Genomic DNA, 24011 nt, shown 5'->3' with positions numbered 1-24011 from the left:
GTGCGCTCAATGGGGGTTGACCTCAGGGTTTGTACGTGTGTTCAACATTTTTGTACAAGCGTTCAATACGCCCCCATGAGCACCCGCACCCCCACCGCCAAGCGCCGCACCGCGCGACCGAGCGCATCGTCCGCCGCCGCTGTCGCCATCGAGACGGCGCGGCCCGATCGCAAGCAGGCGATCCTGCTGGCGGCCGAGAAGCTGTTCGCGCAGCACGGCTACCACGCGGTGACGATCCGCCAGATCGCCGAGGAGGCCGGCGTGCCGCTGGCGCTGGTGGGCTACTACCACGGCCAGAAGCACGAGCTGTTCCATGCCATCTTCGAGCACTGGGCCCACTCGATCGAGGCGCGGCTCGCGGGGCTGGCGGCGGTGAACCTCGACCCCGACGACGCGCGCACGCTGCCGCGCATCATCGAGGCCTTCATCGCGCCGGTGCTGGCGCTGCGCGCGAGCTCCGAGGGCGAGTACTACGCGCTGCTGGTGGCGCGCGAACTCGCCAACACCACCGAAGAGGCCGACCGCGTGCTGCGCGCCTACTTCGATCCGCTGGCCGAGGCCTTCATCGATGCGCTGCATGTCGTGCTGCCGCATGCCACGCGCGGCGAGGTCGCCTGGGGCTACCAATTCGCGCTCGGCGCGCTCATGAACCACCTGAACAGCAGCCGCATCGCGCGCCTGTCGCGCGGCGAGAACACGCCCGGCGATCCGGCCATGGCGCCGATGCTCGTGAACTTCATCGTCGGCGGCCTGCGCCATGCGCTGCCACGGCCGAAGAGCGCCAAGTCACCCCAGAAGAAAGCACCCCTCAGGAGAGAAAAACCATGATGAAGAGACGCACCCTGCTGTCGGCCCTGGCCGCGGCATCGACGGCCGCTGCACTGCCCGCGCGCGCCCAGCCCCAGCCGAAGATCGTGTTCGGCTACACGGCCGTGACCGATTTCGGCTCGGTGTTCGTGGCGGCCGACGAGGGCTTCTTCAAGAAGCGCAACCTCGAGGTCGAGCTCAAGTTCATCCCGCTCAACTCCACCATTCCCGCGGCGCTGCAGTCCGACTCGCTGCAGATCGGCGGCCCCACGCCCTCGGTGTTCCTGCAGGCGGTCGACGGCGGCCTCGACCTGGTGCTGGTGGCCGGCGGCGGCCTCACCTCGAAGACCCTCACGAGCACGGGCCTGGTGGCGCGCGCGGGCAGCGGCATCAAGAGCGCGCAGGACTGCGTGGGCAAGAAGATCGGCGTGCCGGGCCTGGGCGCTTTCCTGCACGTGACCTTCCGCGCCTGGCTCAAGGACAGCGGCGTCGACCACCGCAAGGTCAATTTCGTCGAGGCCGCCTTCCCGCAGCATGCCGACCTGCTGCGCGGCGGCTCGGTCGATGCCGTCGTGTCGACCGATCCGTTCATGACCCGCATCACCGAGAGCGGCGCGGGCTACGTGGCCTCGTACTACTCGACCTTCCTGCCCGACAACAACCAGACCATCGTGCACGCGGCCAAGCGCGAATGGGTGGCGAAGAACCCGGGCGCGGCACGTGCCTTCCGCGAGGCGCTGGTCGAGGCCGCGGCCTTCATGCAGCAGCCGAGGAACGATGCGAAGGTGCGCGCCTCGATCGGCAAGTACACCCGGCTGCCGGCCGACGTGCTCGCGAAGATCCAGGTCTCGCCGCCGGGCCCGGTGGTGAGCGAGAAGCAGCTCGCCTACTGGAGCGGGCTGATGAAGGACCAGGGCATGCTGCGCTCGGACATCGACGTGGCGAAGCTGTTGGCGCCATGATCGCGACGCCCCTTCCCAACCTGGCGCGCAGCGCGCTGTCGTCGGGCGCCGCGCTGCCGGGCAACGGCCCCGCGCGGCACGCCGCGCCCTTCCTGCGCTTCGACGGCGTGACCATCCGCCTCGGTGGCCGCGAGATCCTCTCGCCCACCTCCTTCGACGTGGCGCGCGGCGAGTTCGTCTGCATCGTCGGCCCGAGCGGCTGCGGCAAGACCACGCTGCTGCGCGCGGCCAGCGGGCTGGTCGCGGCCAGCGCGGGCGAGGTGCGGCGCAACGGCGTGAAGATGCTCGAGCCCTCGCGCGAAGTGGCTTTCGTGTTCCAGGACTACGGCCGCGCGCTGCTGCCCTGGCGCACGGTCGAGGGCAACGTGAGCCTCGCGCTCGAGGCCGGCGGCGTGCCCGCGGCCGAGCGCGCGCCGCGCATCGCCGACGTGCTCGCCAAGGTCGGGCTCGCGAAGCATGCTCACAAGTTCCCGGTGCAGCTCTCGGGCGGCATGCAGCAGCGCGCGCAGATCGCGCGCTGCCTCGCGCAGAAGCCCGAGCTGATGATGATGGACGAGCCCTTCGGCGCGCTCGACGCGCTGACGCGCCAGAGCCTGCAGGACGAGCTCGCGCGGCTGGTGCGCGAGGACGGCCTCACGGTGCTGTTCGTCACGCATGACCTCGAGGAGGCGATCTACCTCGGCGACCGCGTGATCGCGCTGCAGGCCAACCCCGGTCCCGGGCGGCCCAGCCTCGCGCGCATGATCGACGTGAAGATCCCGCGCCCGCGCGACCAGCTCACGACCAAGGAGCATCCCGACTACCTGCGGCTGCGGCGCGAGCTGTTCGCCTTCATCGAGCACGGCCATGACTGAGAACCGGCTCGTGCGCGGGCTGCGGCCCTGGGTGTTTCCGGCGCTGCTGATCGGTGCCTTCGAGTGGTACGCGCGCCGCGCGGCGGCGCTGGGCAGCGATGCGCTGGCGCCGCCGAGCGCCGCGGCCAGGGCCTTCGCCGGCGCCGCGCTCGACGGCTCGCTGTGGCAGGCCACCGGCTTCACGCTCGGCACCGCCGCGCTGGGCCTGTTGCTGGGCGCGGTGCTCGGCATCGCGCTGGGGCTGGTGCTCGGGCTGTCGCGCCGCGCGGCCCGGCTCGGCTCGGTCACCATCGAGGTGCTGCGCCCCGTGCCCTCGGTCGCGCTGATCCCGCTCGCGATGCTGGGCTTCGGCTTCGGCGTGCGCATGGAGCTCGCGATCGTCGCCTTCGCCACCTTCTGGCCGCTGCTGGTGCTGGTGCAGGCGGCGGTGCAGCAGGTCGAGCCGCGACTGCTCGAGGTCAGCCGCGTGCTGGGCCTGTCGGCGCGCGAGCGGGCCTTCAAGATCGTGCTGCCGGCCATCGTGCCGCGCCTGTTCGTCGCGCTGCGGCTCGGCGTGGCGGTGGCGCTGGTGGTGGCCGTGACGGTGGAGATCGCGGCCAATCCCAACGGCATGGGCTACGCGATGATGATCGCGCAGCAGAGCTTCGACCCCGCGCTGATGCTGGCCTGGCTGGGCTGGATCGGCGTGGTGGGCTTCGCGATCAACGCGGCCATGCTGTGGCTGCAGCGCGGCGTCTCGCGCCGCATGGGAGCCGCGCCATGAACGGCCACGACGAACGCCAGGGCCTGGAACGGCTCGGCGCGCTGGGCGTGCTGCTGGCGCTGGTCGCGCTGTGGTGGATCGCGAGCAACGCGGGCTGGGTCAGCCGCGTGTTCCTGCCGACGCCGCAAGCCACCTTCGCGAGCCTGCGCGAAGGACTGAACCTGTCGGGCGAAGGCGGCGGCGAACTGCTCGCCTTCACCGGTGCGACGGTGGGCCGCATGGTGCAGGGCTGGCTGCTCGCCTCGCTGGCCGGCGTGTTGCTGGGCGCGGCCATCGGCGTCTCGCCCGCGGTGCGTGCCTGGGTCCAGCCCACGCTGGAGTTCGTGCGCCCGCTGCCGGCCTCGGCGCTGCTGCCGCTGGCGATCTCGATCTTCGGGCTCAACCCCGGCATGGTGCTGTTCGTGGTCGCCTTCGGCGCGATGTGGCCGGTGCTGCTGGCCACGGTGCACGGCTTCGCGGCCGTGGAGCCGCGCCTGGCCGAGGTGGCGCGCTGCCTGCAGATGTCGCGCGCGGCCTATGTCTGGAAGATGGGCCTGCCCAATGCGATGCCCGACATCCTGGCCGGCATGCGGCTCGCGCTGACCATCGCGCTGATCGTCGCGGTGGTGGGCGAGATGATCGCCTCGCAAAGCGGCCTGGGCCAGGCCATCCTGCTGGCCGCGCGCGCCTTCCGCGCCAGCGAGCTGTTCGCCGGCATCGTGCTGCTCGGGCTCATCGGCTTCGCGAGCAATGCGCTGCTGGCCCAGGCCGAACGGCGCCTGCTGCGCTGGCAGCGACCCTGATTCCCCCTTTTCTCTTTTCCCTCCGCTCGAACGAACACCCCACAAGGAGCCCACCCATGCCACGCAAACTGGTCGACCTCTCGATCTTCCTGGAGAACGACGTGCTCTCCGACCCACCGGCCTTCGCGCCGAAGATCCAGTACTTCACGCACGACAACACCTACGAGCAGATCGAACCCTTCTTCCCCGGCCTCAAGAAGGAAGACCTGCCCGACGGCGAAGGCTGGGCGGTGGAGATGGTGCATCTGTCGACCCACAACGGCACGCACCTCGACGCGCCCTACCACTTCCACTCGACCATGGACAAGGCGCTCGGCGAGAAGAAGCCCGCGATCGCGATCCACGACGTGCCGCTCGACTGGTGCTTCCAGCCCGGCGTGAAGCTCGATTTCCGCCACTTCGCCGACGGCTACGTGGTGCGCGCGGCCGACGTCGAGGCCGAGCTCAAGCGCATCGGCCACACGCTCAAGCCGCTGGAGATCGTGGTGATCAACACGCGCGCCGGCTCGCGCTACGGCAACCCCGACTACGTCTCGGCCGGCGCCGGCATGGGCTACGAGGCGACGATGTACCTGCTCGAGCGCGGCGTGCGCCTCACGGGCACCGATGCCTGGAGCTGGGACGCGCCCTTCGTCCACACGGCGAAGAAGTACGGCGAGACGCACGACGCCTCGCTGATCTGGGAAGGCCACAAGGCCGGCCGCGACATCGGCTACTGCCACATCGAGAAGCTGCACAACCTCGAGGCGCTGCCGCCCACGGGCTTCTTCATCAGCTGCTTTCCGCACAAGATCCGCGGCGCCTCGGCCGGCTGGACGCGCGCGGTCGCGATCTTCGACGACGCATTGATGGCTTCGGTCTAAGGAATCCTCTTTCATGCACGCGCTCAATCACACGCACGACGTCCACGCCCGCAGCTGGGTCGAATCGGCCAACCCCACGGCCACGATCGGCAGCGACTTCCCGATCCAGAACCTGCCGCATGCGGTGTTCCGCCGTGCCGGCGGCAGCGAGGCCTTTCGCGGCGGCGTCGCGATCGGCGACCAGGTGCTCGACCTGGCCGCGCTGGTGCATGCGCGACAACTCGACGGCCTCGCGCTCGAGGCGGCCACGGCGGCCGCGCAGCCCGCGCTCAACGACTTCTTCGCGCTCGGCCCGGCCGCCTGGCGGGCGCTGCGCCATGCGCTGTTCGCGCTGCTGAAGAACGATGCGCCGGTCGCGGCGGTGCAGGCCGTGCGCGCCTGCCTGGTGCCGCAGGCCGAGGCCGAGTACGCGATCCCCGCGCGCATCGGCGACTACACCGACTTCTACACCTCGATCGACCATGCGCTCAACATCACGCGCCTCTTGAACCCCGGCGGCGACGTGACCTCGAACTTCCGCTGGATCCCGATCGCCTACCACGGGCGCGTGTCGACCATCGGCGTGAGCGGCCAGCAGTTCCGCCGCCCCATGGGCCAGGCGATGGCGCCGGGCGCGAAGGCGCCCACCTACCAGGCCTGCGCGCGGCTCGATTACGAGCTCGAGCTCGGCGTCTGGATCGGCACCGGCAACGCGCACGGCGAGGCCATTGCGCTCGAGCACGCGGAGCAACACATCTTCGGCATCTGCCTGCTCAACGACTGGTCGGCGCGCGACATCCAGTTCTGGGAGATGGCGCCGCTCGGTCCCTTCCTCGCGAAGAACTTCGCGACCACGATCTCGCCGTGGATCGTGACCATGGAAGCGCTCGCGCCCTACCGCCAGCCCTGGACGCGCGCGGCCACCGATCCGCAGCCGCTGGCCTATCTCGAGGACGCGGCCAACCGCGAGAGCGGCGCGATCGACATCCGGCTCGAGGTCTGGCTCGAGAGCGAGAAGGCCCGCGCCGAGCAGCGCGGCCCGTCGCGCCTGTCGTCCACCAGCTTCCGCCACCAGTACTGGAGCGTGGCGCAGATGGTGGCGCACCACACGGTGGGCGGCTGCCAGCTCAACCCCGGCGACCTGTTCGGCAGCGGCACCATCTCGGGCCCCGGCGAGGGCGAGGCCGGCGCCATCATCGAGCTCGCGCGCGGCGGCCAGGCGCCCGTGCCGCTGGGCGACAGCGGCGAGCAGCGCAGCTTCATCGAGGACGGCGACGCCGTGCTGCTGCGCGGCTGGTGCGAGAAGCCCGGCCATGCGCGCATCGGCTTCGGCGAGAGCCGCGGCACGGTGCTGCCGGCGCGCGGCTGAGGGTCGCGGTCCCTTTTTCCGCCGTCAGTCGGCGAAGATCAGCGAGCGGTGCAGCGAGGCCCCGGCCCGCACGCCATCGGCCGAGGCCAGCGTGGCGTTCTGCATCGCGAGCGCCGCATCGCCGGCCGCGAACACGCCGGGCACCGAGCTCGTCTTCATCATCGGATCGGTGCGCACCACGAGGCCCAGCGGTCCCTCGTCGAAGGCGCAACCGAGTTGCGCGGCCAGCGTGCTGCCCTGGCGCTGGGCCGGCGCCACGAACAGCGCGTCGATCGGCAGGCGGCGCCCGTCGTCGAAGCGCACCGCCGCGAGCGCGTTCGCGGGGCCCTCGAGCGCGACCACGCGGCCCGTGTCGATCGCGATGCCGCGCGCATCGAGCTGCGCGCGCGTCTTGGCATCGAGCGGCGGCATGCCGTGCGTGAACAGCGTCAGCGGGCCCCAGTCGGCCACCAGCATCGCCTGGTGCACCGACAGCTCGCCGCTGCCGAGCACGCCGAGGCGGCGGTCGATGAACTCGTAGCCATGGCAGTAGGGGCAGTGCAGCACGCTGAAACCCCAGCGCGGCGAGAGGCCCTCGATGCCCTCGGGCAGCAGGTCGTGCACGCCCGTGGCCAGCAGCAGCCGGCGCGTCACCAGGGTCTGGCCCGAAGCCAGCGTGACGGCGAAGCGGGTGTCGCCCTCTTCGGCCGGCAGCACGCGCGCCGTCTCTGCCGCGTCCGCGACGAAATCGACCGAGGGATAGGCCAGCAGCTGCGCACGCGCCTGGTCGCGCAGTGCCAACGGCGCCGCGCCGTCGTGGCCGAAGAAGCCGTGCGAGGCCTCGGCGAAGCGATTGCGCGGCTGGCCCGCGTCGACCACGCAGATGCGCCGGCGTGCGCGCGCGAGCTGCATCGCGGCCGAGAGGCCCGCGAAGCTGCCGCCGACGATCAATGCGTCGTAGGGGATGGGAGAACTCGTGGAATCAGGCATGGGCAATGTCCTTGGCAGTGAAGCCGCCTTCGTGCATACGGCGGTGGAAATCCTTCGAGAGATCGGCCAGCGTGATGCGGCCCAGGCGCGCGAGCAGCAGCGCCTCGGCCTCGCGGCAGGCGCCGTCGAGGGCGGTGTTGACCGCCTGCTCGACGATGCAGCCCGGGCTCTCGGTGCGGTTGCCGAAGGCCAGCAGCGCGGGCGCGCCCACGGCCGCGTGGATGTCGGCCAGCGTCACCTTCGACAGCGGGCACGACAGCACCCAGCCACCGCCATGGCCCTTGGCCGAGCTCACGAAGCCGGCCTGCCGCAGCCCGGCCATGAGGCGGCGCACCACCACCGGATTGGTGTGCATCGCCTGCGCGAGCGACTCGGAGGTCGCGGGTTCGTCCATCTCGGCCATGTGCAACAGCACGTGCAGGATGGCGGAAAGCTTGCTGCCTCGTTTCATGCAACATTATGAGTTGCTTGAAATGAAAAGCGCGACGGAGCCGGGCCAATGCCCCTTCGCGGGAAACGGTTGGGTTGCGTCGACCCTCGACTCAGGACGCCGGATGCCAGGCGAGCGCCGCGACATAGCCCGCGGGCGCGTCGAGCCGGATCGCGCGCACCGCCTGCCAGGCCGGCACGCGCATGACGATGTCGATCGCCGCGCCGGTGCCGGCCGCGATGTCGAGCGACTGCAGGTGCTCGGTGATGCCGACACCGATCGCCTTGAGCACCGCCTCCTTGCCGGTCCAGCGCAGGTAGAAGGCCGCGAGCCGGTCGTCGGCCACGCGCAGCGCGGCGCGCTCGGCGGGCGTGAACACGAGTTCGCCCAGGCCCTCGATGTCGACGTCCTCGCTGCGGTGCTCGATGTCCACGCCGACCTCGAGCCCCCGGGCGGGGTCGGCCAGCGCGATCAGCGCCTGCGTGCCCGAATGCGCGACGTTGAAGCGCGGCGCCCCGTGCACGAAGGGCTTGCCCTGCGGGCCCGCCTCGAAGCGCAGCCCGAGCGGATCGCGGCCCATGCGCTCGGCCAGCAGGCCGCGCAGCGCGGAACGCGCGGCGGCGAAGCGCACGCGATCGGCGCGCTGCACGAAGCGCTGCAGGCGCGCGTCCTCCTCGCTCGAGAGCGCGGCGCGCAACGCGGTGGGTTCGGCGGCCAGGTCCAGTTCGAGGCGGAACAGCTCGATGCCGGCCGGCAGGGCGGCATCGGCCAAGGGAAGGATGCGCATGCGGCATTGTCTTGCACGCGCTGCTATCGTCCGGCCCGCGGCGCCTGCGCCTTCATCGCCGCGCCCGCATGCCTCCTTCCGATCCCGCCCTCCTGCTGCTCGATGCCGCCCTGCGCGGCGTGCTGACCGCCCTGCTGCTCCTGCTGGCGCTGGTGCTCGGCCGCGACCGGCCGCGGCTGCCGGCGGCGCGCGTCGGGGTGGCCCTGGCGCTGGGCCTCGCGCTGCAGGTGGCGGGCTCGACGCCGTCCTTCGAGGCCTGGGCGCCGCGGCTGTGGCTGGCACCGCTGGTGGCGGCGGCGGCGGGCAATGCGGTGCTGTTCTGGGTGTTCGCGCGGGCCCTGTTCGACGACGACTTCGCGCCGCGGCCGCGGCATGCCGTGGCCTGGGCCGCGGTGGCGCTGCTCGCGGGCGCCAACTGCGCCGTGCTGGTCGGAAGCGGCCTGGCGATCGCGCCCCTCGCACTGGGCCTGCAGCGCGCGGCGCCGCTGGTGTTCGCGCTGCTGGCCATGGCCGCGGCGGCCGCGCGCTGGCGTGCCGACCTGGTGGAGCGGCGGCGCCGGCTGCGCGCCTTCATCGTGGGGGCCGGCGCGCTCTACAGCATCGCCATGATCGGCGCGCGCTGGCAGTCGCCGCGCTGGCAGCTCAGCGGAACGATGGCGACGCTGGACGTCGCGCTGCTGCTGGCGATCGTGGCGGTGGTCGCCTGGCGGATGGTGCGGCTGGCGGGGTCGGACCTGTTCCCGGCCGCGACGCCCGTGCCGGCATGGCCTGCGATGGAGCCCGCGGCGGTCCTCGTTCCGGTGGCCGGTGCCGAACCGGCCACGGTTTCCGAGGCGGTGCCGCGGTCCGAGGCCGGTGTCGAGCGCACCGAATCCGCGCCGGCCGACCCGGCCCCGGCGGCATCGCCCGAGCCCACGCCCGAGGTCGACCCGGCCGAGGATCGCCTCGCCGACGCCCTGCACCGCCTCATGACGGCCGAACGCGCCTACCGCGACGAGGACCTGGGCATCGCCCAGCTCGCCGCGCGGCTCGCGGTGCCCGAGTACCGGCTACGCCGGCTCATCAACCAGCGGCTCGGCCACCGCAACTTCAACGCCTACATCAATGGCTTCCGCCTGCAGGAGGCGCTGGCGGCGCTGGCCGATCCGGCGAAGCGCGAGCGGCCGGTTCTGAGCATCGCGCTCGAGGCCGGCTTCCAGTCGATCGGCCCGTTCAACCGCGCCTTCAAGGCCGCCACCGGGCTCACGCCGACCGAATTCCGGCGGCAGAAGCTGGCCGATTCCTGAAATCGCCGGGCCCGAAGCCGCCGTCGCGGTTTTCGGCGAGACGCGGCCCGGGCGGCGCCGGCATCGTGCCGGCTTCGTTCCATCACCAGGAGTTTTCTTGCTTCACCGTTGCTCATCGCTTGGCTGGATCGCCAGTCTCACCGCCGGCATGCTGGCGCTGCTCACCTTCTTCACCGGCCTGGCCCAGGCCGCCACGCTGGGCCTGGACCAGCTTCCCGCCACCCCCACCGACGGCCCCGTCACGCTGTTCTATCCCGCCGAGTCGCCGCCGCAGCGCGTGCAGCGCGGCCCCTTCGCCTTCGACGCCGCCCCCGGCGCGGCGCCCGTGCGCGGCAATGGCCGGCTGGTCGTGGTGTCGCACGGCTCGGGCGGGGCGCCGTGGGTGCACGTGGACCAGGCGCGCAGCCTGGTCGCGGCCGGCTTCGTGGTCGCGATGCCCGAGCACCGCGCCGACAACGCGCGCGACGGCAGCGACCCCGGCCCCGACAGCTGGACGCAGCGGCCGGCCGAGGTCTCGCGCGCGATCGACGCGGTGGGCCGCGACCCGCGCTTCGCGCCGCTGCTGCGGCTCGACCGGGTCGGCCTCTACGGCATCTCGGCCGGCGGGCACACGGCACTGAGCCTCGCGGGCGGCCGCTGGTCGCCGGCGGCGTTCGCGCGCCATTGCGACACCCACCTGGACGAGGATTTCCAGTTCTGCGTCGGGCTGATCACGCGGCTCACCGGCGGCCCACTCGACGGCCTCAAGCGCTGGGGCGCGCGCACGGTGATCCGCCACCGCTTCGCGGCCGACACGCGGATGCGCGAGGACCACGACCCGCGCATCGCGGCCGCGGTGGCCGGCGTGCCGGGCGCGGCCGATTTCGACCTGGATTCGCTCGTGACGCCGCGCATCCCGCTGGCACTGATCGGTGCCCGGCAGGACCGCTGGCTGATCCCGCGCTTTCACGGCGACGCCGTGCTGGCGGCCTGCCGGCCGCGCTGCGAACTGCTGGCCGATCTGGCGCCCGGCAGCCACGGTTCGCTGCTGTCGCCGCAGCCGCCGGCGCTCGATGGGCTGATCGGCGACCTGTTGAACGACCCGCCAGGCTTCGACCGGACGGCGGTGCGTGCGGCCGAAACCGGAACAACGGCCTTCTTCAGCCGCCATCTCCTGCCTTGAGACCGTCATTTCCGCGTCGAACGCGCTAACGCACGAGCCCCCGATTCCGCCGACGGACAGCTCCCACAGCCAGGCGCGGCCCCGGCGCTCACGGCCCCCACCCCGCCCTTCCCTATGTTTCATTCCGAGCCGGCACCCTGCCGGCTCTGTGTTTTCAGCGATCCCCGTATCACTCGAAAAAGGAAGGAATCCCAGCCATGAAACAACAACACCATCGCATCGTCTTCGGCGCCCTGCTCGCGGGCCTGCTGGCCACCGCGGGCATTCAGGCCGGCGCACAGGTCTCCACCCCGAACGTGGGCGTCGGCGTGGGCGTGAATGCCGGGGTCGGCGCCTCGGGCGGCGGCAACGCGGGCGGCGCACAGGCCGGCGCGCGTGGCGATGCCGCGGCGCAGACGCGCGCCAATGCCGGCAGCAACGGCGTGAATGCCGGAACGAACGCCGGCGGGGGTGCTGCCGCTTCAGGCCAGGCGGACGGCCATGGCGCTAACGCTGGCGGCAACGCTGGTGCGAGCGGCAATGCCTCGGGCAACGCGAACGGCGGCGGCCTCGGCAATGCCGTGGGCGGCGTGCTCGGCGGCGCGACCGGCGCGGTGGGCAATGTCGGCAACACGGTCGGCGGCGCCACGGGGGCCGTGAACGGTGCCACCAATGCAGTCGGCGGCGTGGCGGGCACGGCCAATGGCGCGACCGGTGCGCTCGGCGGTGCGACCAACACCGTCGGCGGCGCGGTGAACGGCGTGACCGGTGCGGCCGGTTCCGCGGGCGGCGCGCTGAAGCCGATCGGCACCGGGGCCGGCGCGGCCGGTCAGGCCGGTGGCAGCGGTGGCGTGAAGCTGGGCAAGTAAGTCCGCAGGCACCCGCCTGCGTCCATGAAGGAGAAAAGGCCCGCGCCTCTCGAGGTCGCGGGCCTTCTTTTCGCGTCAGCGGCGGATCACTGCTCGTTCAGATGAATCTGCAACAGGCCCGTGGTGGCTGGCGTGGGGGTACCGATCAGCAAGGACAGGTTGGTGCTCTGGATGCCGATGTAATTCTCGGACGCTGGCGTCTTGGGTTCGACATCCTTCAGATCGGCGCGACTGCCGAGGTTCTGGATGGAGAAATCGAGCTTGCTGCGCGATCCATCGGACTTGAGGGTGTCGCGGTTCAGGTTGGTGGCGTTCGCACTCGCGGTGAGCTTGCTCCAGCCGCCATTGGTCGATGCACCGTAGGCGACGACATCGCGCCATTGCGAGCGGACTGGCAGCCCGGCCCTGAAGACAGTCTTCGCCGGATCGGCGGCCAGCTTGCCGGCCGAGAGTACGACGACTTCGCCGTTGACCCTCAGCGCGATGAAGTCCTCGCTATCCTTCGAATCCGCGATGTTGGTGGCACGCCAGAAGCCGACCGGGGTCGTCGCCGCGACCGTATAGGTCTTGAGACCAGACGGTGGGCAAGCAAGCACTTCGAAGACATAGTGCTCGGTACACAGTTCGAGCTGGCTACCGTCTCCGGAAATGCGGAACTGGTTGATCGAGGAAGTCGGCCCCACGCCGTACGCACGCTCGAGGCTGAACCGGTTGTAGGTTCCCGTCAGTTCTGCGGCGTTCAACGGCGACGCCCGGCGGGTCATCGCGATGAAGGGTTGCGCGGCGGCGCCATCTTCGGGCTTCAGAGCGCCGACGATCAGATCGGCCGAAGCGGAGGCTGCCGGGTTGCTGGCCGCCAGGCGGAAGCGGGCGATGTTGGCGACCGCGTTGCCCTTGTCGTCGAAGACGAAAGTGCCGGGCTCCTTGTCATCGGCCGCAAACGATCCCGTGAGCTTGCGGGTGTCCTTGCCAACCAGTTCGTAGACCTTGGCATCGAAATCCAGCCGAAGCTTCTTCTGGATGCCACCGGCGCTGAAGAACTCGTAGGTTCCGTTGCGCGGATCACCCGCGGAAGCCTGAAGGTAGACAGCCGCGAACTGCGAGTTCGTGAAAGAGCCGCCCGACGGAATGCTGGCCAGCCATCCGATGATGGGCCAGCCTTGCTCGCTCCTCGGATCGATGTTGACGACCTGGGCCGACCACTTGGTACCGGTGATGCTCAGGTTGCGGAACTTGAGGAAGCCGCGATCGGCGGAGCGCGAACCGCCATCCGAGTTGTAGTAGTCGCTTTCGGCAATGGCTTCGTCGAAACCATGGTCGTCATCGGGCGTCCATCGGACCGGCAGGTTCGTCGAGAACTCGACCCGGTCGCCCGCCTTGATCCGGACTTCCGGATAGGCCTTCCCGCTCGCGGGCGGAGTCGGCGTCACGACCTTGCCATTGACCGACACAGTCATGGTCACGGCATCGGAGGGCACGGTCGGCAGCCCGCCCAGCCCCAACGCACCCACGCCACCACCACCGCCGCCTCCCCCACCGCCGCATGCCTGCAGGCCCAGCGCAACGACCGCGGCCAGCAACAGCCTCCCGTATGACTTCCTCATAGAAACTTCCATTTCGAGCAACTTCTGTCTTGATCCGATGGCCAGAAAAACAGGGCACCGCCGGGAACTCACCTGGCCGATGCCCTTTTCTTTCCTCGCCGCATCACCGCCGACCCTGCCAGGGTGTTCCCCGAGCGGCCCACGGCTCTGCCGAGTTCATCCAGCGTTACTCAAAAATGTTTAGCGAAAAGCGCTGAATCCGAGTGGATTCAGGGGACTTGATGGCGCAGCGCCAAGTCGCTCTCCGCGTCCCGCAGCCTGAACAGGCTCGTCACCTCCACATCGAGCACCATCAGCTCCCGCTGATTGAACAGCCGCCAGCGCCAGCGCAGGATGCCCAGCGTGGGCTTGCTCTCGGAACGGCGCACCTCGATCACGTCGGCTACCAGCCGCAGCGCGTCGCCGGGGCGCACGGGGTTCGGCCAGCGCACGTGCTCGAGGCCCGGCGAGGCAAAGGATTCGGAGCCCGCGAGCGCGGCCTCGACCACCAGGCGCATCGCGATGGCGCAGGTGTGCCAGCCGCTCGCGATCAGGCCGCCGAAGGGGCTCTCGCGCGAGGCCTCGGCGTCGGTGTGGAACCACTGCGGGTCGTAGCTGCGGGCGAAGCCGACCAGCTCCTCCTCGCTGAGCAGGTAGGGGCCGGCCTCGATGACCTGGCCGGCGTGGAAATCGGCGAACTTCATCGGCGCAGCGTATCCGGCTCCAGGATGAAGATCAGTAGGTCTCGAGATGCAGCCGGCCTTCGCGCTTGAGCGCGGCGCCCACGGTGTCCCAGTCCAGGCCCGCGTCCCGCGCCACGTCGCGCAGCGCGAGCACCACGCCCTCCTCCATGCTCTTGAGGCCGCAGACGTAGAAGTGGCTGGCGCCGTCCTTCAGCAGCGCGGCGAGGTCGGCCGCGCGCTCGCGCATCAGGTCCTGCACGTAGCGCTTGGGGCTTCCCGGCGTGCGCGAGAACGCGAGGTTGATGTCGATGAAATCCTTGGGCAGCGACTGCAGCGGGCCGAAGTACGGCAGCTCCTGCTGGGTGCGCGCGCCGAAGAACAGCATGAGCTTGCCGCCCTCGAACTTGCCGCTCTTGCGCAGCCGGCGCCGCCACTCGGTCATGGCGCGCATCGGCGCGCTGCCGGTGCCGGTGCAGATCATCACGATGTGCGACTTCGGATGGTTCGGCATCAGGAACGAGGCGCCGAAGGGACCGACCACCTGCACGGTGTCGCCGACCTTGAGGTCGCAGACGTAGTTCGAGGCCAGGCCGCGCACCGGGTTGCCCTGGTGGTCCTCGGTCACGCGCTTCACGGTGAGCGAGACGTTGTTGTAGCCGGGCCGCTCGCCGTTGCGCGGGCTGGCCACCGAGTACTGGCGCGCGTGGTGGCGCTTGCCGATGGCATCGACGCCGGGCGGCACGATGCCGATCGACTGGCCCTCGAGCACCGGGAACGGGATGGCGCCGAAGTCCAGCACGATGTGGTGGGTCTCGCTGTCGAAGCCGGCCTCGGTGCAGTTGAAGTTGCCCACCACGGTGGCGGTGGTCGGGGTCTTCGGCGGGAACAGGTTGGTGTAGGCATGCGCGGCCGACCAGGGCGGCACGGTGGCGCCGTACTGGGCCGAGTGGAAGACCGGCTCGGCCGCTTCCGCGCTCGCCTGCGCCGGTGCCGGTTCGGCCACCTCGGCGGCATCGGCCGCGTCGGCCGTCACGCCCGCGGCCTCGAGCTCCTCGGGCGTGAGTTCGGCCGGCAGCGATTCCCAGCCGAGCTGCTCCTCGATCGAGTAGGCGCGCACCAGCGGCATGGTGCGCCAGTTGTCGATCGAGCCCGTGGGGCACGGCGAGATGCAGGCCATGCAGCCATTGCAGACGTCGGCGCGTACGACGTAGTTGTTGTCGTCGTGCGTGATCGCGTTGACGGGGCAGGTGGCCTCGCAGGTGTTGCAGCGGATGCAGATCTCGGGGTCGATCAGGTGCTGCTTGATGACCCCGGCTTCAACGGCCATGTCCATGTTGTTCTCCATCCCCTCGCCGTGGGGACGAGGGATTCATATCCAGGCGCTCAGCCGAAGCGGACGTATTCGAAGTCCACCGGCTGGCGGTTGATGCCCATCACCGGCGGCGCGATCCAGCCCGCGAACTTGCCCGGCTCGATGACGCGGCCCATCAACGATGCCACGAAAGCGAAGTCTTCGGTGCTCGGCAGCCATTCGTCGCGCTTGGCGGCCCATTCCATGTCGTTCACCACGCGGCCCTCGGGCGACATCTTGATGCCGGCGAGCGCGCCGATCTGGCGGTTGAAGGCCTTGTGCGGCACGACCAGGCGGGTCGGAATGCCGGCCTTCTCGAGCACCTTGTTCCAGCGGCCGACGCCGGCCACCGAGTCCTTGATGAAGTCGTCGCGCAGCACTTCGTTGAGCGCGTTGAGCATCGGCACGTCCTTCTCGACGAGCTGGCCGTCCTTCACCTCGAGCACCTTGTAGGTCTGGCCCTTGAGCACGTGGTCGTCGGTGCGCTTGCCTTCCTCGTAGCGGCCCTTGAGGCCCGAGCTGTAGAAGATGGCGGCGTTGCTCGACTGGTCGGCGCCGAACAGGTCGATGGTCACGCTGTAGTGGAAGTTCAGGTAGCGCTGGATGGTGCCGAGGTCGATGGCACCGGCCGCGCGCACCTTCTGCGCGTCGTCGGTCTTCAGTTCGTTCATGACCTGCGCGGTGCGCGCGATCACGCGCGACACGCCGCTCTCGCCCACGAACATGTGGTGCGCCTCTTCGGTCAGCATGAACTTGGTGGTGCGCGCCAGCGGATCGAAGGCGCTCTCGGCCAGCGCGGAGAGCTGGAACTTGCCGTCGCGGTCGGTGAAGTAGGTGAACATGAAGAACGCGAGCCAGTCGGGCGTGCGTTCGTTGAAGGCCCCGAGGATGCGCGGGTTGTTCTCGTCGCCCGAGGTGCGCTGCAGCAGTGCATCGGCCTCTTCGCGGCCGTCGCGGCCGAAGTGCTTCTGCAGCAGGTAGACCATGGCCCACAGGTGGCGGCCTTCCTCGACGTTGATCTGGAACAGGTTGCGCAGGTCGTACATCGACGGCGCGGTCAGGCCCAGGTGGCGCTGCTGCTCGACCGACGCGGGCTCGGTGTCGCCCTGCGTGACGATGATGCGGCGCAGGTTGGCGCGGTGTTCGCCGGGCACGTCCTGCCAGGCCTTCTCGCCCTTGTGGTCGCCGAAGTGGATCTCGCGGTTGGCGTCGCCCGGGTTCAGGAAGATGCCCCAGCGGTAGTCGCGCATCTTCACGTGGCCGAACTGGGCCCAGCCTTGGGGGTCGACGCTCACGGCGGTGCGCAGGTAGACCTCGTGGTTGGTCGAGCCCTCGGGGCCGACGTCGTCCCACCAGTTGATGAAGTTGGGCTGCCAGCCTTCGAGCGCGCGCTGCAGCGTGCGGTCTTCGCCGAGGTTGACGTTGTTGGGGATCTTCTCGCTGTAGTTGATCGTGCTCATCGTTGTTCCTTTGGGTTGTGCGGGCTGCAGGTTCAAACGCGGTTCAGGTCGAAGCCGGCCTTCTCGCCGGTACCGTAGACCTTGAGCGCCCCCTTCTCGCCGACGGCGTTGGGGCGGTTGAAGATCCAGTTCTGCCAGGCCGAGAGGCGGCCGAACACGCGCGTGATCATGTTCTCCTTGCTCGCGAAGCGCAGGTTGGCCTCGAGGCCGGTCAGCGAATCGGGCGACATGGCGGCACGTTCCTCGATCGCGATGCGGATCTCGTCGTCCCAGTCGATGTCGTCGGGCGCGGCGGTGACCAGGCCGAGCTTGAGCGCCTCGTCGGCATCGAGCGGCTTGCCGGCGGCGCCGCGCGCGGCCTCGAGCGGCGCGGCCTCTTCGTAGAAGCGGCGCTGCAGGCGGCTCTGGTCGTTGACCATCGGGAAGAAGCCGAAGTTGAATTCGTTGAGCACCAGCCTGGGCGCGCGCTCGGTGTCGTCGGGCAGCGCGAGCATGTAGGTGCGGTCGGCCGCGAAGGCCAGCTCGGCCAGCGTGCCGGCGAAGCAGGAACCGGCATCGACCAGCGCGAACAGGCTGCGCGAGGAGACGTCGAAGCGCGCCAGCGTGCGGCGCAGCGCGCCGATGGTCTCGCGCACCAGCCAGTGGTCCTTGTTCGCGAGCATCACGGCGTCCGAGGCCAGCACGGCCTGGGCGTCGCCCTCGGTCTTCAGCAGCCAGGTGCCGATGTCGAGTTCGTTGGTGCGCAGGTTGAGGATCGCGTCGTCGAGCTCGCGGCACACGGCCAGCGGCCACCAGGCGGCGCCCGCGGCTTCGATGGCGGCGATGTCGGCCGGCTGCGCGCCGCTCGGCGCCTTCACGGTGATCGCCGCGGTGCGCTTGCTGCGGTCGATCTGCACGTTCACGTGCGAGTAGGCGATGCCGTCGGCGCTGTCGGTGCGCTCGAGGCGCGTGAGTGCCACGCCCTTGGCGCCGGCGGGACGGTCGCTGCCGGCCGCGAGCTGCGAGGCGCGTTCCTGCACGGCGGCGGCGAACTGCGCGGGCTTGGCGACCGCGTCGACCAGACGCCATTCGACGGCACGCTGGCCGCGCACGCCTTCGACGCTGGTGCAGAAGATGTCGGCCAGGTCGTGGCGCACGTGGCGCTTGTCGGTCACGCGGGTCAGGCCGCCGGTGCCGGGCAGCACGCCGAGCAGCGGCACTTCGGGCAGCGAGACGGAGGAGGAGCGGTCGTCGACCAGCAGGATCTCGTCGCAGGCCAGCGCCAGTTCGTAGCCGCCGCCGGCGCAGGCGCCGTTCACGGCCGCGAGGAACTTCAGGCCCGAGTGCTTCGACGAGTCTTCCATGCCGTTGCGGGTCTCGTTGGTGAACTTGCAGAAGTTCACCTTCCAGGCGTGGCTCGAGATGCCGAGCATGAAGATGTTGGCGCCCGAACAGAAGATGCGGTCCTTGCCGCTGGTCACGATCACGCTGCGCACCTCGGGGTGCTCGAAGCGGATGCGGTTGAGCGCGTCGTTGAGCTCGATGTCGACGCCGAGGTCGTAGCTGTTGAGCTTGAGCTTGTAGCCGGGGCGGATGCCGCCGTCCTCGGCGATGTCGAGCGTGAGGCGCGCGATCTCGCCGTCGAAGCCGATCGACCAGTGGCGGTACTGGGAAGGCTCGATGCGGTAGTCAACGCGCGGGGGCGGCTGCAGGGAGGTATCGGCGCTCATCGTGAAGTTCTCCTGGGTCTGGGGCGGGTGGGTTACACGAAGAATAGTGCAGTTTTCTTCGCTCAGTGCATGCATCATTATGCATATCAACCGGCAAGTCAATGCCTGTGACGCTTTTTTGCAGCCCGGGCGGCACGGCGGGCGCATTTCCGGGAGAAGATGGGAATGGTTCTTATTCGCTCAGTTTTGCTGCCGCCTCCCTCCTGCGTGCGCCGCGCACGCGGCCCGATGTCCGAATGCCGTTCCCCGACACCCGCCTGCAGCCCCAGTTGGGCGACTTCTACCGTGCGCACCACGGCTGGCTGACCGCCTGGCTGCGCCGCAAGCTGGGCTGCGCGCACAGTGCCGCCGACGTGGCGCAGGACACCTTCGTGCGCGTGCTGGCCTCGCGCGAAACGCTGCGCATGCTGGGCAGCATCGAGAAGCCGCGCGCCTTCCTGAGCACCACGGCCGGACGGCTGCTGATCGACCGCGCGCGGCGCCAGCGCATCGAGCAGGCCTACCTGGCCGAACTGGCGCTCGCGATGGAGGGCTGCGCCCATCCCTCGCCGAAGGAGACGCTGATGGCGATGCAGGCGCTGGCCCAGATCGCCGCCGCGCTCGACGGCCTGCCGCCCAAGCCGCGCGAAGCCTTCCTGCTGCACTACCTCGACGGCCTGACGCACGCGGCCGTCGCGCAAAGCCTGGGCGTGTCGGACCGCATGGTGCGCAAGTACCTCGCGCTGGCGCTGCTGCATTGCCGCGCGGAGTTCGACCAGTGAGCCGCGCGTCCGCCGGCGAGCCGGCTGTCGATGCGACCGCGATGCAGGCGGCCGAGTGGATCGTGCGCCTGACGGCCGACGATCCCGCCGAGCGCGAGCGCGCGCGCCGGGGCTTCGAGGCCTGGAAGCGGGCCGACCCGGAACACGCCGCCACGGCGGCCGGCATGGAGCGATTGCTCGGCCAGCTGCAGGCGGTGCGCGAACGCTCGGGCGGCCATGCGCGGCCGGCGCGCGCCGCGCTCACGGCCTCGGCCGCCGAGACCCGACCCCGGCGCCGCCGGGCGGGTGCGACGCTGGCCCTGGTGCTCGCGCTGGGCCTGCCCGGCTGGCTGCTGCTGCGGGCCTGCCCGCCGACCTACCTGCTGGCCGACCTGCGTACCGCCACCGGCGACACGCGCGTGCAGGTGCTGCCCGATGGCAGCCGCATCAGCCTGGACACCGGCAGCGCCGTCAACCTGCACTACGACGCCGGGCAGCGCGGCATCGAGCTGGTGCGCGGCGCGATCCGCGTCGAGGTCGCGCCCGACGCGGCGCGGCCCTTCGTGGTCCGCACGCCGCAGGGCAGCATCCGCGCGCTCGGCACGCGCTTCATCGTGCGGCGCGACGCGCAGGCCACGGTGCTGACCATGCTGGAGTCGCGCACCACGGTGCAGGCCGGCGCCGAGGCGCGCGTGGTCGATCCGGGCCAGCGGGTGCGGATCACCGGGGCCGGCATCGGGCCGGCCGAGCCGGTCGACGCGCGCGGCATCGACAACGCCTGGACGCAGCACCGGCTGGTCGCCGACGACCGGCCGCTGCCCGAGGTGCTCGACGAACTCGACCGCTACCACCCGGGCGGCATCGTCTACGACCGCGCGCGCACGCAGGGCATCCGCGTCTCGGCCGTGCTGCCGCTGGACGACACACCGCGCGCGCTGCAACTGCTGGTCGACAGCTTCCCGCAGCTGCGGGTGCGCACCCTCACCTCTTATTTGGTGCTGGTCGACACGAGCGACCCTTCCTGAAAAAAGAACGCGCCCCGGTTCCGCTTTTCGCGACTCGTCCGTCATTGCCGATGAGAACCCGCCGAAAACAGGAACCGACCATGCACGCCCAATCCCGCCCTCCCGCACCGCCCGCCGCCGCGGCCCCTTTCACACACAACCGATTGCGCCTGGCCCTGCGCCTGGCCTGCGCGATGGCGCTGTCCACCGCCGGCCCGCTGGCCCTGGCCCAGGCCGCGAGCCCCACGCCGGCGCGCGGCGCGAACGCCGTCTACGACATCCCGGCCGGCCCGCTGGCCACGGCGCTGAACCAGTTCGCCCAGCAGGCCGGCGTGGCGATCGCGCTCGACGCCGGCAAGCTGCGCGACCTGCGCTCGCCCGGCTTGAAGGGCCGCTACGGCGTGGAGGACGGCTTCGCGGCGCTGCTCGCGGGCAGCGGCCAGGCGCTGGGCCGCACCCCGGCCGGCTACCTGCTGGTGCCGGCCGCCGGCACCGCGCCGGTGGCCACGGCCCCGGCGCGGCCGCGGCCGGACCCGACGGCCGGCCAGACGCTCGGCGAGGTCACGGTCACGGCCAACCAGCTCGGCGAGATCACCGAGGGCTCGCGCTCGTACACGCCCGGCGCCATCGCCACCGCCACCCGGCTGGTGCTGACGCCGCGCGAGACGCCGCAGACGGTCAGCGTGGTCACGCGCCAGCAGATGGACGACTTCGGCATGCACTCGATCGACGACGTGATCCGCGCCACGCCGGGCGTGAGCATCGTCACCTACGACAGCGAGCGCACCGAGTACTACGCGCGCGGCTTCGCGATCCAGAACTTCCAGTACGACGGCATCCCGATGCGGCGCGACTCGGCCTACTCGGCCGGCAACACGCTCACCGACACCTCGATCTACGACCGCGTCGAGGTGCTCAAGGGCGCCACCGGCCTGCTCACCGGCAGCGGCGAGCCCGGCGCCACCATCAACCTGGTGCGCAAGAAGCCGACGCGCGAATTCCAGGGCCAGCTCAGCGCGAGCGCCGGCTCGTGGGACAACTACCGCACCGAGGCCGACCTCAGCGGCGCCCTCAACCAGAGCGGCAGCGTGCGCGGCCGCGTGGTGGCGGCGCTGCAGGACCGCCATTCGCACCTCGACCACTACCAGCGCCGCAGCAAGGTCTTCTACGGCGTGCTCGAGGCCGACCTCACGCCCGGCACGCTGCTGACCGTGGGCGCCGACTACCAGGACAACGATCCCCGAGGCTCGACCTGGGGCGGCATTCCCATCTTCAACAGCCTCGGCGGCTTCAACAACATGCCGCGCTCCTTCAACAACGGCGCGCGCTGGAGCCGCTGGGGCCAGTACACGCGCACCGGCTTCTCCACGCTCGAGCACCAGTTCGACAACGGCTGGGTCGCCAAGGTCCAGTACAACCACCAGATCAACGGCTACGACGCGCTGCTCGGCGCCGCGGCCGGCGGCCATCCGAACCCGCTCGACGGCTCGGGCACCTCGATGTGGCTCGGCAAGTACGTGGGCCGGACCACCAGCGACGCGCTGGACGCCTACGCCAGCGGCCCCTTCACGCTGCTCGGCCGCGAGCACGAGCTGGTGGTGGGCGCGAGCATCGCGCGGCGGCGCTGGAAGAACGACGGCTACAACTTCCCCGGCTACCAGGTCACCGTGCCGGACTACTACGGCTGGACCGGCCAGGTGCCGTTCCCGATCTCGGGCGCGCCCAGCTACAGCGACAACGAGGTCACGCGCGAGCGCGGCCTGTACGCCGCCACGCGGCTCAACCTCGGCGACCGGCTCAAGCTGATCGCGGGCGCCCGGGTGTCGAACTACAGGAACAAGGACATCGACAAGTCCGGCGAGGTGGCGCCCTATGCGGGCCTGGTGTTCGACCTGACGCCGCAGATCTCGGCCTACGGCAGCTACACCACCATCTTCATGCCGCAGTCCAACCAGGACGTGAACGGCCGCACGCTCGATCCGCAGGACGGCAAGAACCACGAAGTGGGCCTGAAGGGCAGCTTCCTCGACGGCAAGCTCAACGCCAGCCTGGCCTACTTCCACCTCAAGCAGAACAACTACCCCGAGGCCACCGGCGGGCTCACGCCTTCGGGCGGACAGGCCTACCGCGCGATCCAGGGCGTGGTCGCCAAGGGCGTGGAGGCGGAGGTCTCGGGCGAGCTGGCGCCGGGCTGGCAGCTGCATGCGGGCTTCACCCACAAGGTGGCGAAGCAGGACCGCAAGAAGGTGTCGACGCTCGAGCCCGAAGACCAGTTCAGCCTCTACACCACCTACCGCCTGGGCGGCGCGCTGCAGGGCTGGACCTTCGGCGGCGGCGCGCGCTGGCTCGGCAAGTCGTGGGGCGATGCGGCGAACCCCGTGCTCGGCACCACCACCTTCACGACCGACGCCTACTGGCTGTTCGACCTGATGGCGCGCTACGAATTCAGCCCGCGCCTGTCGGCCACGCTGCGCGTGAACAACGCGCTCGACAAGAAGTACCTGACGGTCTTCAGCTGGTACGGCACCTACACCTGGGGCGAGCCGCGCAGCGTGAACCTCGGCGTGGTCTACAAGTTCTGAGCCGCGGCGCGGGCGCCCGGCGCCCGCGCGCTCAGGCCGCTTCGCGCACCACCGCGCCGACCGCGGTGCGCAGCGCTTCGAAGGCCTGCTGCAGCGTCTTGCCGCTGGTGTCGACGCGCAGGTCGGCCTTCGAATAGAAGGCCGCGCGCCCGTCGAGGATGCGGCGCAGGTCGTCCATGGCTTCCTTGCTGGCGGCCATCGGGCGCATGTCGCCCTGCGCGGCCACGCGGCCCATGTGCTCCTCGGGCGCGGCCTGCAGCCACACCGTGGTGCAGTGGGCCAGCAGCTCGTTGAAGGTGGCCGGATCGGAGACGATGCCGCCCGGCGTGGCGATCACCACCTCGCCGTAGATCTGGATCGCTTCCTCGAGCGCGCGGCGCTCGTAGCGGCGGTAGGCATTGGTGCCGTAGAGGTCGTGGATCTCGCGCACGCTGCAGCCCGCGAACTTCTCGATCTCGCGGCTGAGCTCGATGAAGGGCATCTCGAGGTCGTCGGCCAGCAGCTGGCCGAGCGAGGACTTGCCCGCGCCGCGCAGCCCCACCAGCGCGATGCGCCGATGCCGCGCCGGATCGACCGCGGCCGTGCCCAGCAGCTCGCCCAGCGCGATGCGCGCGCGCCGCAGGTCGGCCTCGCCGCGGTGCTCGAGCAGCTCGCGGATCATCAGCCACTCGGGCGAGCTGGTGGTGACGTCGCCGACCAGTTCGGCCAGCGAGCACTGCAGCGCCTGCGCCACCTGCTGCAGCACCAGGATCGAGGCATTGCCGATGCCGTATTCGAGGTTGGCGAGATGGCGCTCCGACACCTCGGCCGCCAGCGCCACCGCCTTGCGCGTGAGCCCGCGCCGCGCCCGCAGGCTGCGCACGCGCTCGCCCAATGCCGCCAGCAGGGGGTTCTTGGCCTCCCCCGCGGGCTCGGCGCTTTCGGGGGGTGCGCCCAGCACCGCCGCTTCCTGTGGATTCATGCGCTTCCTCGTGTTCTCCTGTGCATTCTCGCGCCGGTCGGGTTCATAGGGTAAACACCATACATGCACTATATTGC

Annotated in this window: 22 protein-coding genes; 13 read left to right on the top strand and 9 right to left on the bottom strand. The window is 70.5% G+C overall.

All coding sequences use genetic code 11. The features are described from left to right. Positions 1-75: 75 nt before the first annotated feature. Genes R0232_RS00650 through fahA form a run of 7 tightly spaced genes read left to right on the top strand, consistent with a single transcriptional unit; the run spans position 76 to position 6379 of the window. Entirely contained in the window at positions 76-828 is a 753-nt protein-coding gene (locus tag R0232_RS00650) for a TetR family transcriptional regulator (protein WP_422099545.1), read from the top strand. Further along, complete coding sequence (locus R0232_RS00645) at positions 825-1769, top strand: ABC transporter substrate-binding protein (protein WP_208507563.1); 945 nt, start codon at positions 825-827, stop codon at positions 1767-1769. The genes R0232_RS00650 and R0232_RS00645 overlap by 4 nt, the downstream gene beginning before the upstream one ends. Next, positions 1766-2623 carry an ABC transporter ATP-binding protein gene (locus R0232_RS00640; RefSeq protein WP_431510936.1) on the top strand — a complete coding sequence of 286 codons (858 nt, stop codon included), beginning with the start codon at positions 1766-1768 and terminating at the stop codon, positions 2621-2623. The genes R0232_RS00645 and R0232_RS00640 overlap by 4 nt, the downstream gene beginning before the upstream one ends. Beyond that, the gene (locus R0232_RS00635; RefSeq protein ID WP_057592343.1) at positions 2616-3386 is read left to right on the top strand and encodes an ABC transporter permease; all 771 of its coding nucleotides are present in this window, start codon (positions 2616-2618) and stop codon (positions 3384-3386) included. Before R0232_RS00640 ends, R0232_RS00635 begins: the two co-directional genes overlap by 8 nt. Then, positions 3383-4168 (top strand): ABC transporter permease, encoded by a 786-nt coding sequence (locus tag R0232_RS00630; RefSeq protein WP_431510935.1) that lies wholly within the window; start codon positions 3383-3385, stop codon positions 4166-4168. The genes R0232_RS00635 and R0232_RS00630 overlap by 4 nt, the downstream gene beginning before the upstream one ends. Before the next feature lie 56 nt (positions 4169-4224). Beyond that, complete coding sequence (locus R0232_RS00625; RefSeq protein ID WP_431510934.1) at positions 4225-5031, top strand: cyclase family protein; 807 nt, start codon at positions 4225-4227, stop codon at positions 5029-5031. A 13-nt stretch (positions 5032-5044) separates the two neighbouring features. Then, positions 5045-6379 carry a fumarylacetoacetase gene (fahA, locus tag R0232_RS00620; RefSeq protein WP_431510933.1) on the top strand — a complete coding sequence of 445 codons (1335 nt, stop codon included), beginning with the start codon at positions 5045-5047 and terminating at the stop codon, positions 6377-6379. A 24-nt stretch (positions 6380-6403) separates the two neighbouring features. Here the strand turns inward: fahA and R0232_RS00615 are convergent, their stop codons facing one another. The 3 genes from R0232_RS00615 to R0232_RS00605 all read right to left on the bottom strand — a co-directional run bounded on the left by R0232_RS00615 (position 6404) and on the right by R0232_RS00605 (position 8565). After that, entirely contained in the window at positions 6404-7348 is a 945-nt protein-coding gene (locus tag R0232_RS00615; protein ID WP_431510932.1) for an NAD(P)/FAD-dependent oxidoreductase, read from the bottom strand. Then, positions 7341-7799 (bottom strand): Rrf2 family transcriptional regulator, encoded by a 459-nt coding sequence (locus tag R0232_RS00610; protein WP_431510931.1) that lies wholly within the window; start codon positions 7797-7799, stop codon positions 7341-7343. The genes R0232_RS00615 and R0232_RS00610 overlap by 8 nt, the downstream gene beginning before the upstream one ends. Before the next feature lie 91 nt (positions 7800-7890). Continuing rightward, entirely contained in the window at positions 7891-8565 is a 675-nt protein-coding gene (locus tag R0232_RS00605; RefSeq protein ID WP_431510930.1) for a 4'-phosphopantetheinyl transferase family protein, read from the bottom strand. A 68-nt stretch (positions 8566-8633) separates the two neighbouring features. Between R0232_RS00605 and R0232_RS00600 the strand changes: the two genes are divergently transcribed. The 3 genes from R0232_RS00600 (at position 8634) to R0232_RS00590 (ending at position 11861) form a co-directional block, all read left to right on the top strand. Beyond that, entirely contained in the window at positions 8634-9851 is a 1218-nt protein-coding gene (locus R0232_RS00600; protein WP_431510929.1) for a helix-turn-helix domain-containing protein, read from the top strand. A gap of 148 nt (positions 9852-9999) precedes the next feature. Further along, on the top strand, positions 10000-11013 hold the full coding sequence (locus R0232_RS00595; protein WP_431510928.1) for an alpha/beta hydrolase family protein: 1014 nt from the start codon (positions 10000-10002) through the stop codon (positions 11011-11013). 197 nt (positions 11014-11210) lie between these two features. Beyond that, positions 11211-11861 carry an adhesin gene (locus R0232_RS00590; protein WP_431510927.1) on the top strand — a complete coding sequence of 217 codons (651 nt, stop codon included), beginning with the start codon at positions 11211-11213 and terminating at the stop codon, positions 11859-11861. Between the two features lie 86 nt (positions 11862-11947). On the opposite strand, the gene R0232_RS00585 is transcribed toward R0232_RS00590, so the two are convergent. The 5 genes from R0232_RS00585 to boxC all read right to left on the bottom strand — a co-directional run bounded on the left by R0232_RS00585 (position 11948) and on the right by boxC (position 18647). Further along, complete coding sequence (locus R0232_RS00585) at positions 11948-13441, bottom strand: hypothetical protein (RefSeq protein WP_431510926.1); 1494 nt, start codon at positions 13439-13441, stop codon at positions 11948-11950. 233 nt (positions 13442-13674) lie between these two features. After that, entirely contained in the window at positions 13675-14148 is a 474-nt protein-coding gene (locus tag R0232_RS00580) for a MaoC family dehydratase (RefSeq protein ID WP_296788547.1), read from the bottom strand. Between the two features lie 31 nt (positions 14149-14179). Next, the gene (boxA, locus tag R0232_RS00575) at positions 14180-15460 is read right to left on the bottom strand and encodes a benzoyl-CoA 2,3-epoxidase subunit BoxA (RefSeq protein WP_208507567.1); all 1281 of its coding nucleotides are present in this window, start codon (positions 15458-15460) and stop codon (positions 14180-14182) included. A 50-nt stretch (positions 15461-15510) separates the two neighbouring features. Next, complete coding sequence (gene boxB, locus R0232_RS00570) at positions 15511-16938, bottom strand: benzoyl-CoA 2,3-epoxidase subunit BoxB (RefSeq protein ID WP_093343739.1); 1428 nt, start codon at positions 16936-16938, stop codon at positions 15511-15513. A 32-nt stretch (positions 16939-16970) separates the two neighbouring features. Beyond that, complete coding sequence (gene boxC / locus R0232_RS00565) at positions 16971-18647, bottom strand: 2,3-epoxybenzoyl-CoA dihydrolase (RefSeq protein ID WP_431510925.1); 1677 nt, start codon at positions 18645-18647, stop codon at positions 16971-16973. 236 nt (positions 18648-18883) lie between these two features. Here boxC and R0232_RS00560 point away from each other — a divergent pair, with 236 nt between their 5' ends. From R0232_RS00560 to R0232_RS00550, 3 genes are all read left to right on the top strand, one after another. Beyond that, positions 18884-19408, top strand: coding sequence for a sigma-70 family RNA polymerase sigma factor (locus tag R0232_RS00560; RefSeq protein ID WP_208513019.1), 525 nt, complete (start codon positions 18884-18886; stop codon positions 19406-19408). Then, on the top strand, positions 19405-20412 hold the full coding sequence (locus tag R0232_RS00555; protein WP_431510924.1) for a FecR family protein: 1008 nt from the start codon (positions 19405-19407) through the stop codon (positions 20410-20412). Before R0232_RS00560 ends, R0232_RS00555 begins: the two co-directional genes overlap by 4 nt. 80 nt (positions 20413-20492) lie before the next feature. Further along, entirely contained in the window at positions 20493-22973 is a 2481-nt protein-coding gene (locus R0232_RS00550; RefSeq protein WP_431510923.1) for a TonB-dependent siderophore receptor, read from the top strand. Positions 22974-23004: 31 nt separating this feature from the next. Here R0232_RS00550 and R0232_RS00545 read toward each other — a convergent pair whose 3' ends face one another. Continuing rightward, complete coding sequence (locus R0232_RS00545) at positions 23005-23934, bottom strand: helix-turn-helix transcriptional regulator (RefSeq protein ID WP_093343733.1); 930 nt, start codon at positions 23932-23934, stop codon at positions 23005-23007. Between the last annotated feature and the right edge of the window lie 77 nt (positions 23935-24011).

Origin of the sequence: Variovorax sp. DAIF25, assembly GCF_050711835.1 — a bacterium.
In the GTDB taxonomy this organism is placed as follows: domain Bacteria; phylum Pseudomonadota; class Gammaproteobacteria; order Burkholderiales; family Burkholderiaceae_C; genus Variovorax.
The sequence above is the reverse complement of the archived record's forward strand: the minus strand, read 5'-3'. Positions and strand labels throughout refer to the sequence as shown.

Bases quoted from the DNA above. Each gene is read 5' to 3' on its own strand.
- boxA (WP_208507567.1), bottom strand. From the start codon at position 15,460: ATGGACATGGCCGTTGAAGCCGGGGTCATCAAGCAGCACCTGATCGAC.
- R0232_RS00590 (WP_431510927.1), top strand. From the start codon at position 11,211: ATGAAACAACAACACCATCGCATCGTCTTCGGCGCCCTGCTCGCGGGC.
- R0232_RS00630 (WP_431510935.1), top strand. From the start codon at position 3,383: ATGAACGGCCACGACGAACGCCAGGGCCTGGAACGGCTCGGCGCGCTG.
- R0232_RS00640 (WP_431510936.1), top strand. From the start codon at position 1,766: ATGATCGCGACGCCCCTTCCCAACCTGGCGCGCAGCGCGCTGTCGTCG.
- R0232_RS00615 (WP_431510932.1), bottom strand. From the start codon at position 7,348: ATGCCTGATTCCACGAGTTCTCCCATCCCCTACGACGCATTGATCGTC.
- R0232_RS00545 (WP_093343733.1), bottom strand. From the start codon at position 23,934: ATGAATCCACAGGAAGCGGCGGTGCTGGGCGCACCCCCCGAAAGCGCC.
- R0232_RS00580 (WP_296788547.1), bottom strand. From the start codon at position 14,148: ATGAAGTTCGCCGATTTCCACGCCGGCCAGGTCATCGAGGCCGGCCCC.
- R0232_RS00550 (WP_431510923.1), top strand. From the start codon at position 20,493: ATGCACGCCCAATCCCGCCCTCCCGCACCGCCCGCCGCCGCGGCCCCT.
- fahA (WP_431510933.1), top strand. From the start codon at position 5,045: ATGCACGCGCTCAATCACACGCACGACGTCCACGCCCGCAGCTGGGTC.
- R0232_RS00610 (WP_431510931.1), bottom strand. From the start codon at position 7,799: ATGAAACGAGGCAGCAAGCTTTCCGCCATCCTGCACGTGCTGTTGCAC.
- boxB (WP_093343739.1), bottom strand. From the start codon at position 16,938: ATGAGCACGATCAACTACAGCGAGAAGATCCCCAACAACGTCAACCTC.
- R0232_RS00645 (WP_208507563.1), top strand. From the start codon at position 825: ATGATGAAGAGACGCACCCTGCTGTCGGCCCTGGCCGCGGCATCGACG.
- R0232_RS00625 (WP_431510934.1), top strand. From the start codon at position 4,225: ATGCCACGCAAACTGGTCGACCTCTCGATCTTCCTGGAGAACGACGTG.
- R0232_RS00635 (WP_057592343.1), top strand. From the start codon at position 2,616: ATGACTGAGAACCGGCTCGTGCGCGGGCTGCGGCCCTGGGTGTTTCCG.
- boxC (WP_431510925.1), bottom strand. From the start codon at position 18,647: ATGAGCGCCGATACCTCCCTGCAGCCGCCCCCGCGCGTTGACTACCGC.
- R0232_RS00595 (WP_431510928.1), top strand. From the start codon at position 10,000: ATGCTGGCGCTGCTCACCTTCTTCACCGGCCTGGCCCAGGCCGCCACG.
- R0232_RS00605 (WP_431510930.1), bottom strand. From the start codon at position 8,565: ATGCGCATCCTTCCCTTGGCCGATGCCGCCCTGCCGGCCGGCATCGAG.
- R0232_RS00560 (WP_208513019.1), top strand. From the start codon at position 18,884: ATGCCGTTCCCCGACACCCGCCTGCAGCCCCAGTTGGGCGACTTCTAC.
- R0232_RS00600 (WP_431510929.1), top strand. From the start codon at position 8,634: ATGCCTCCTTCCGATCCCGCCCTCCTGCTGCTCGATGCCGCCCTGCGC.
- R0232_RS00650 (WP_422099545.1), top strand. From the start codon at position 76: ATGAGCACCCGCACCCCCACCGCCAAGCGCCGCACCGCGCGACCGAGC.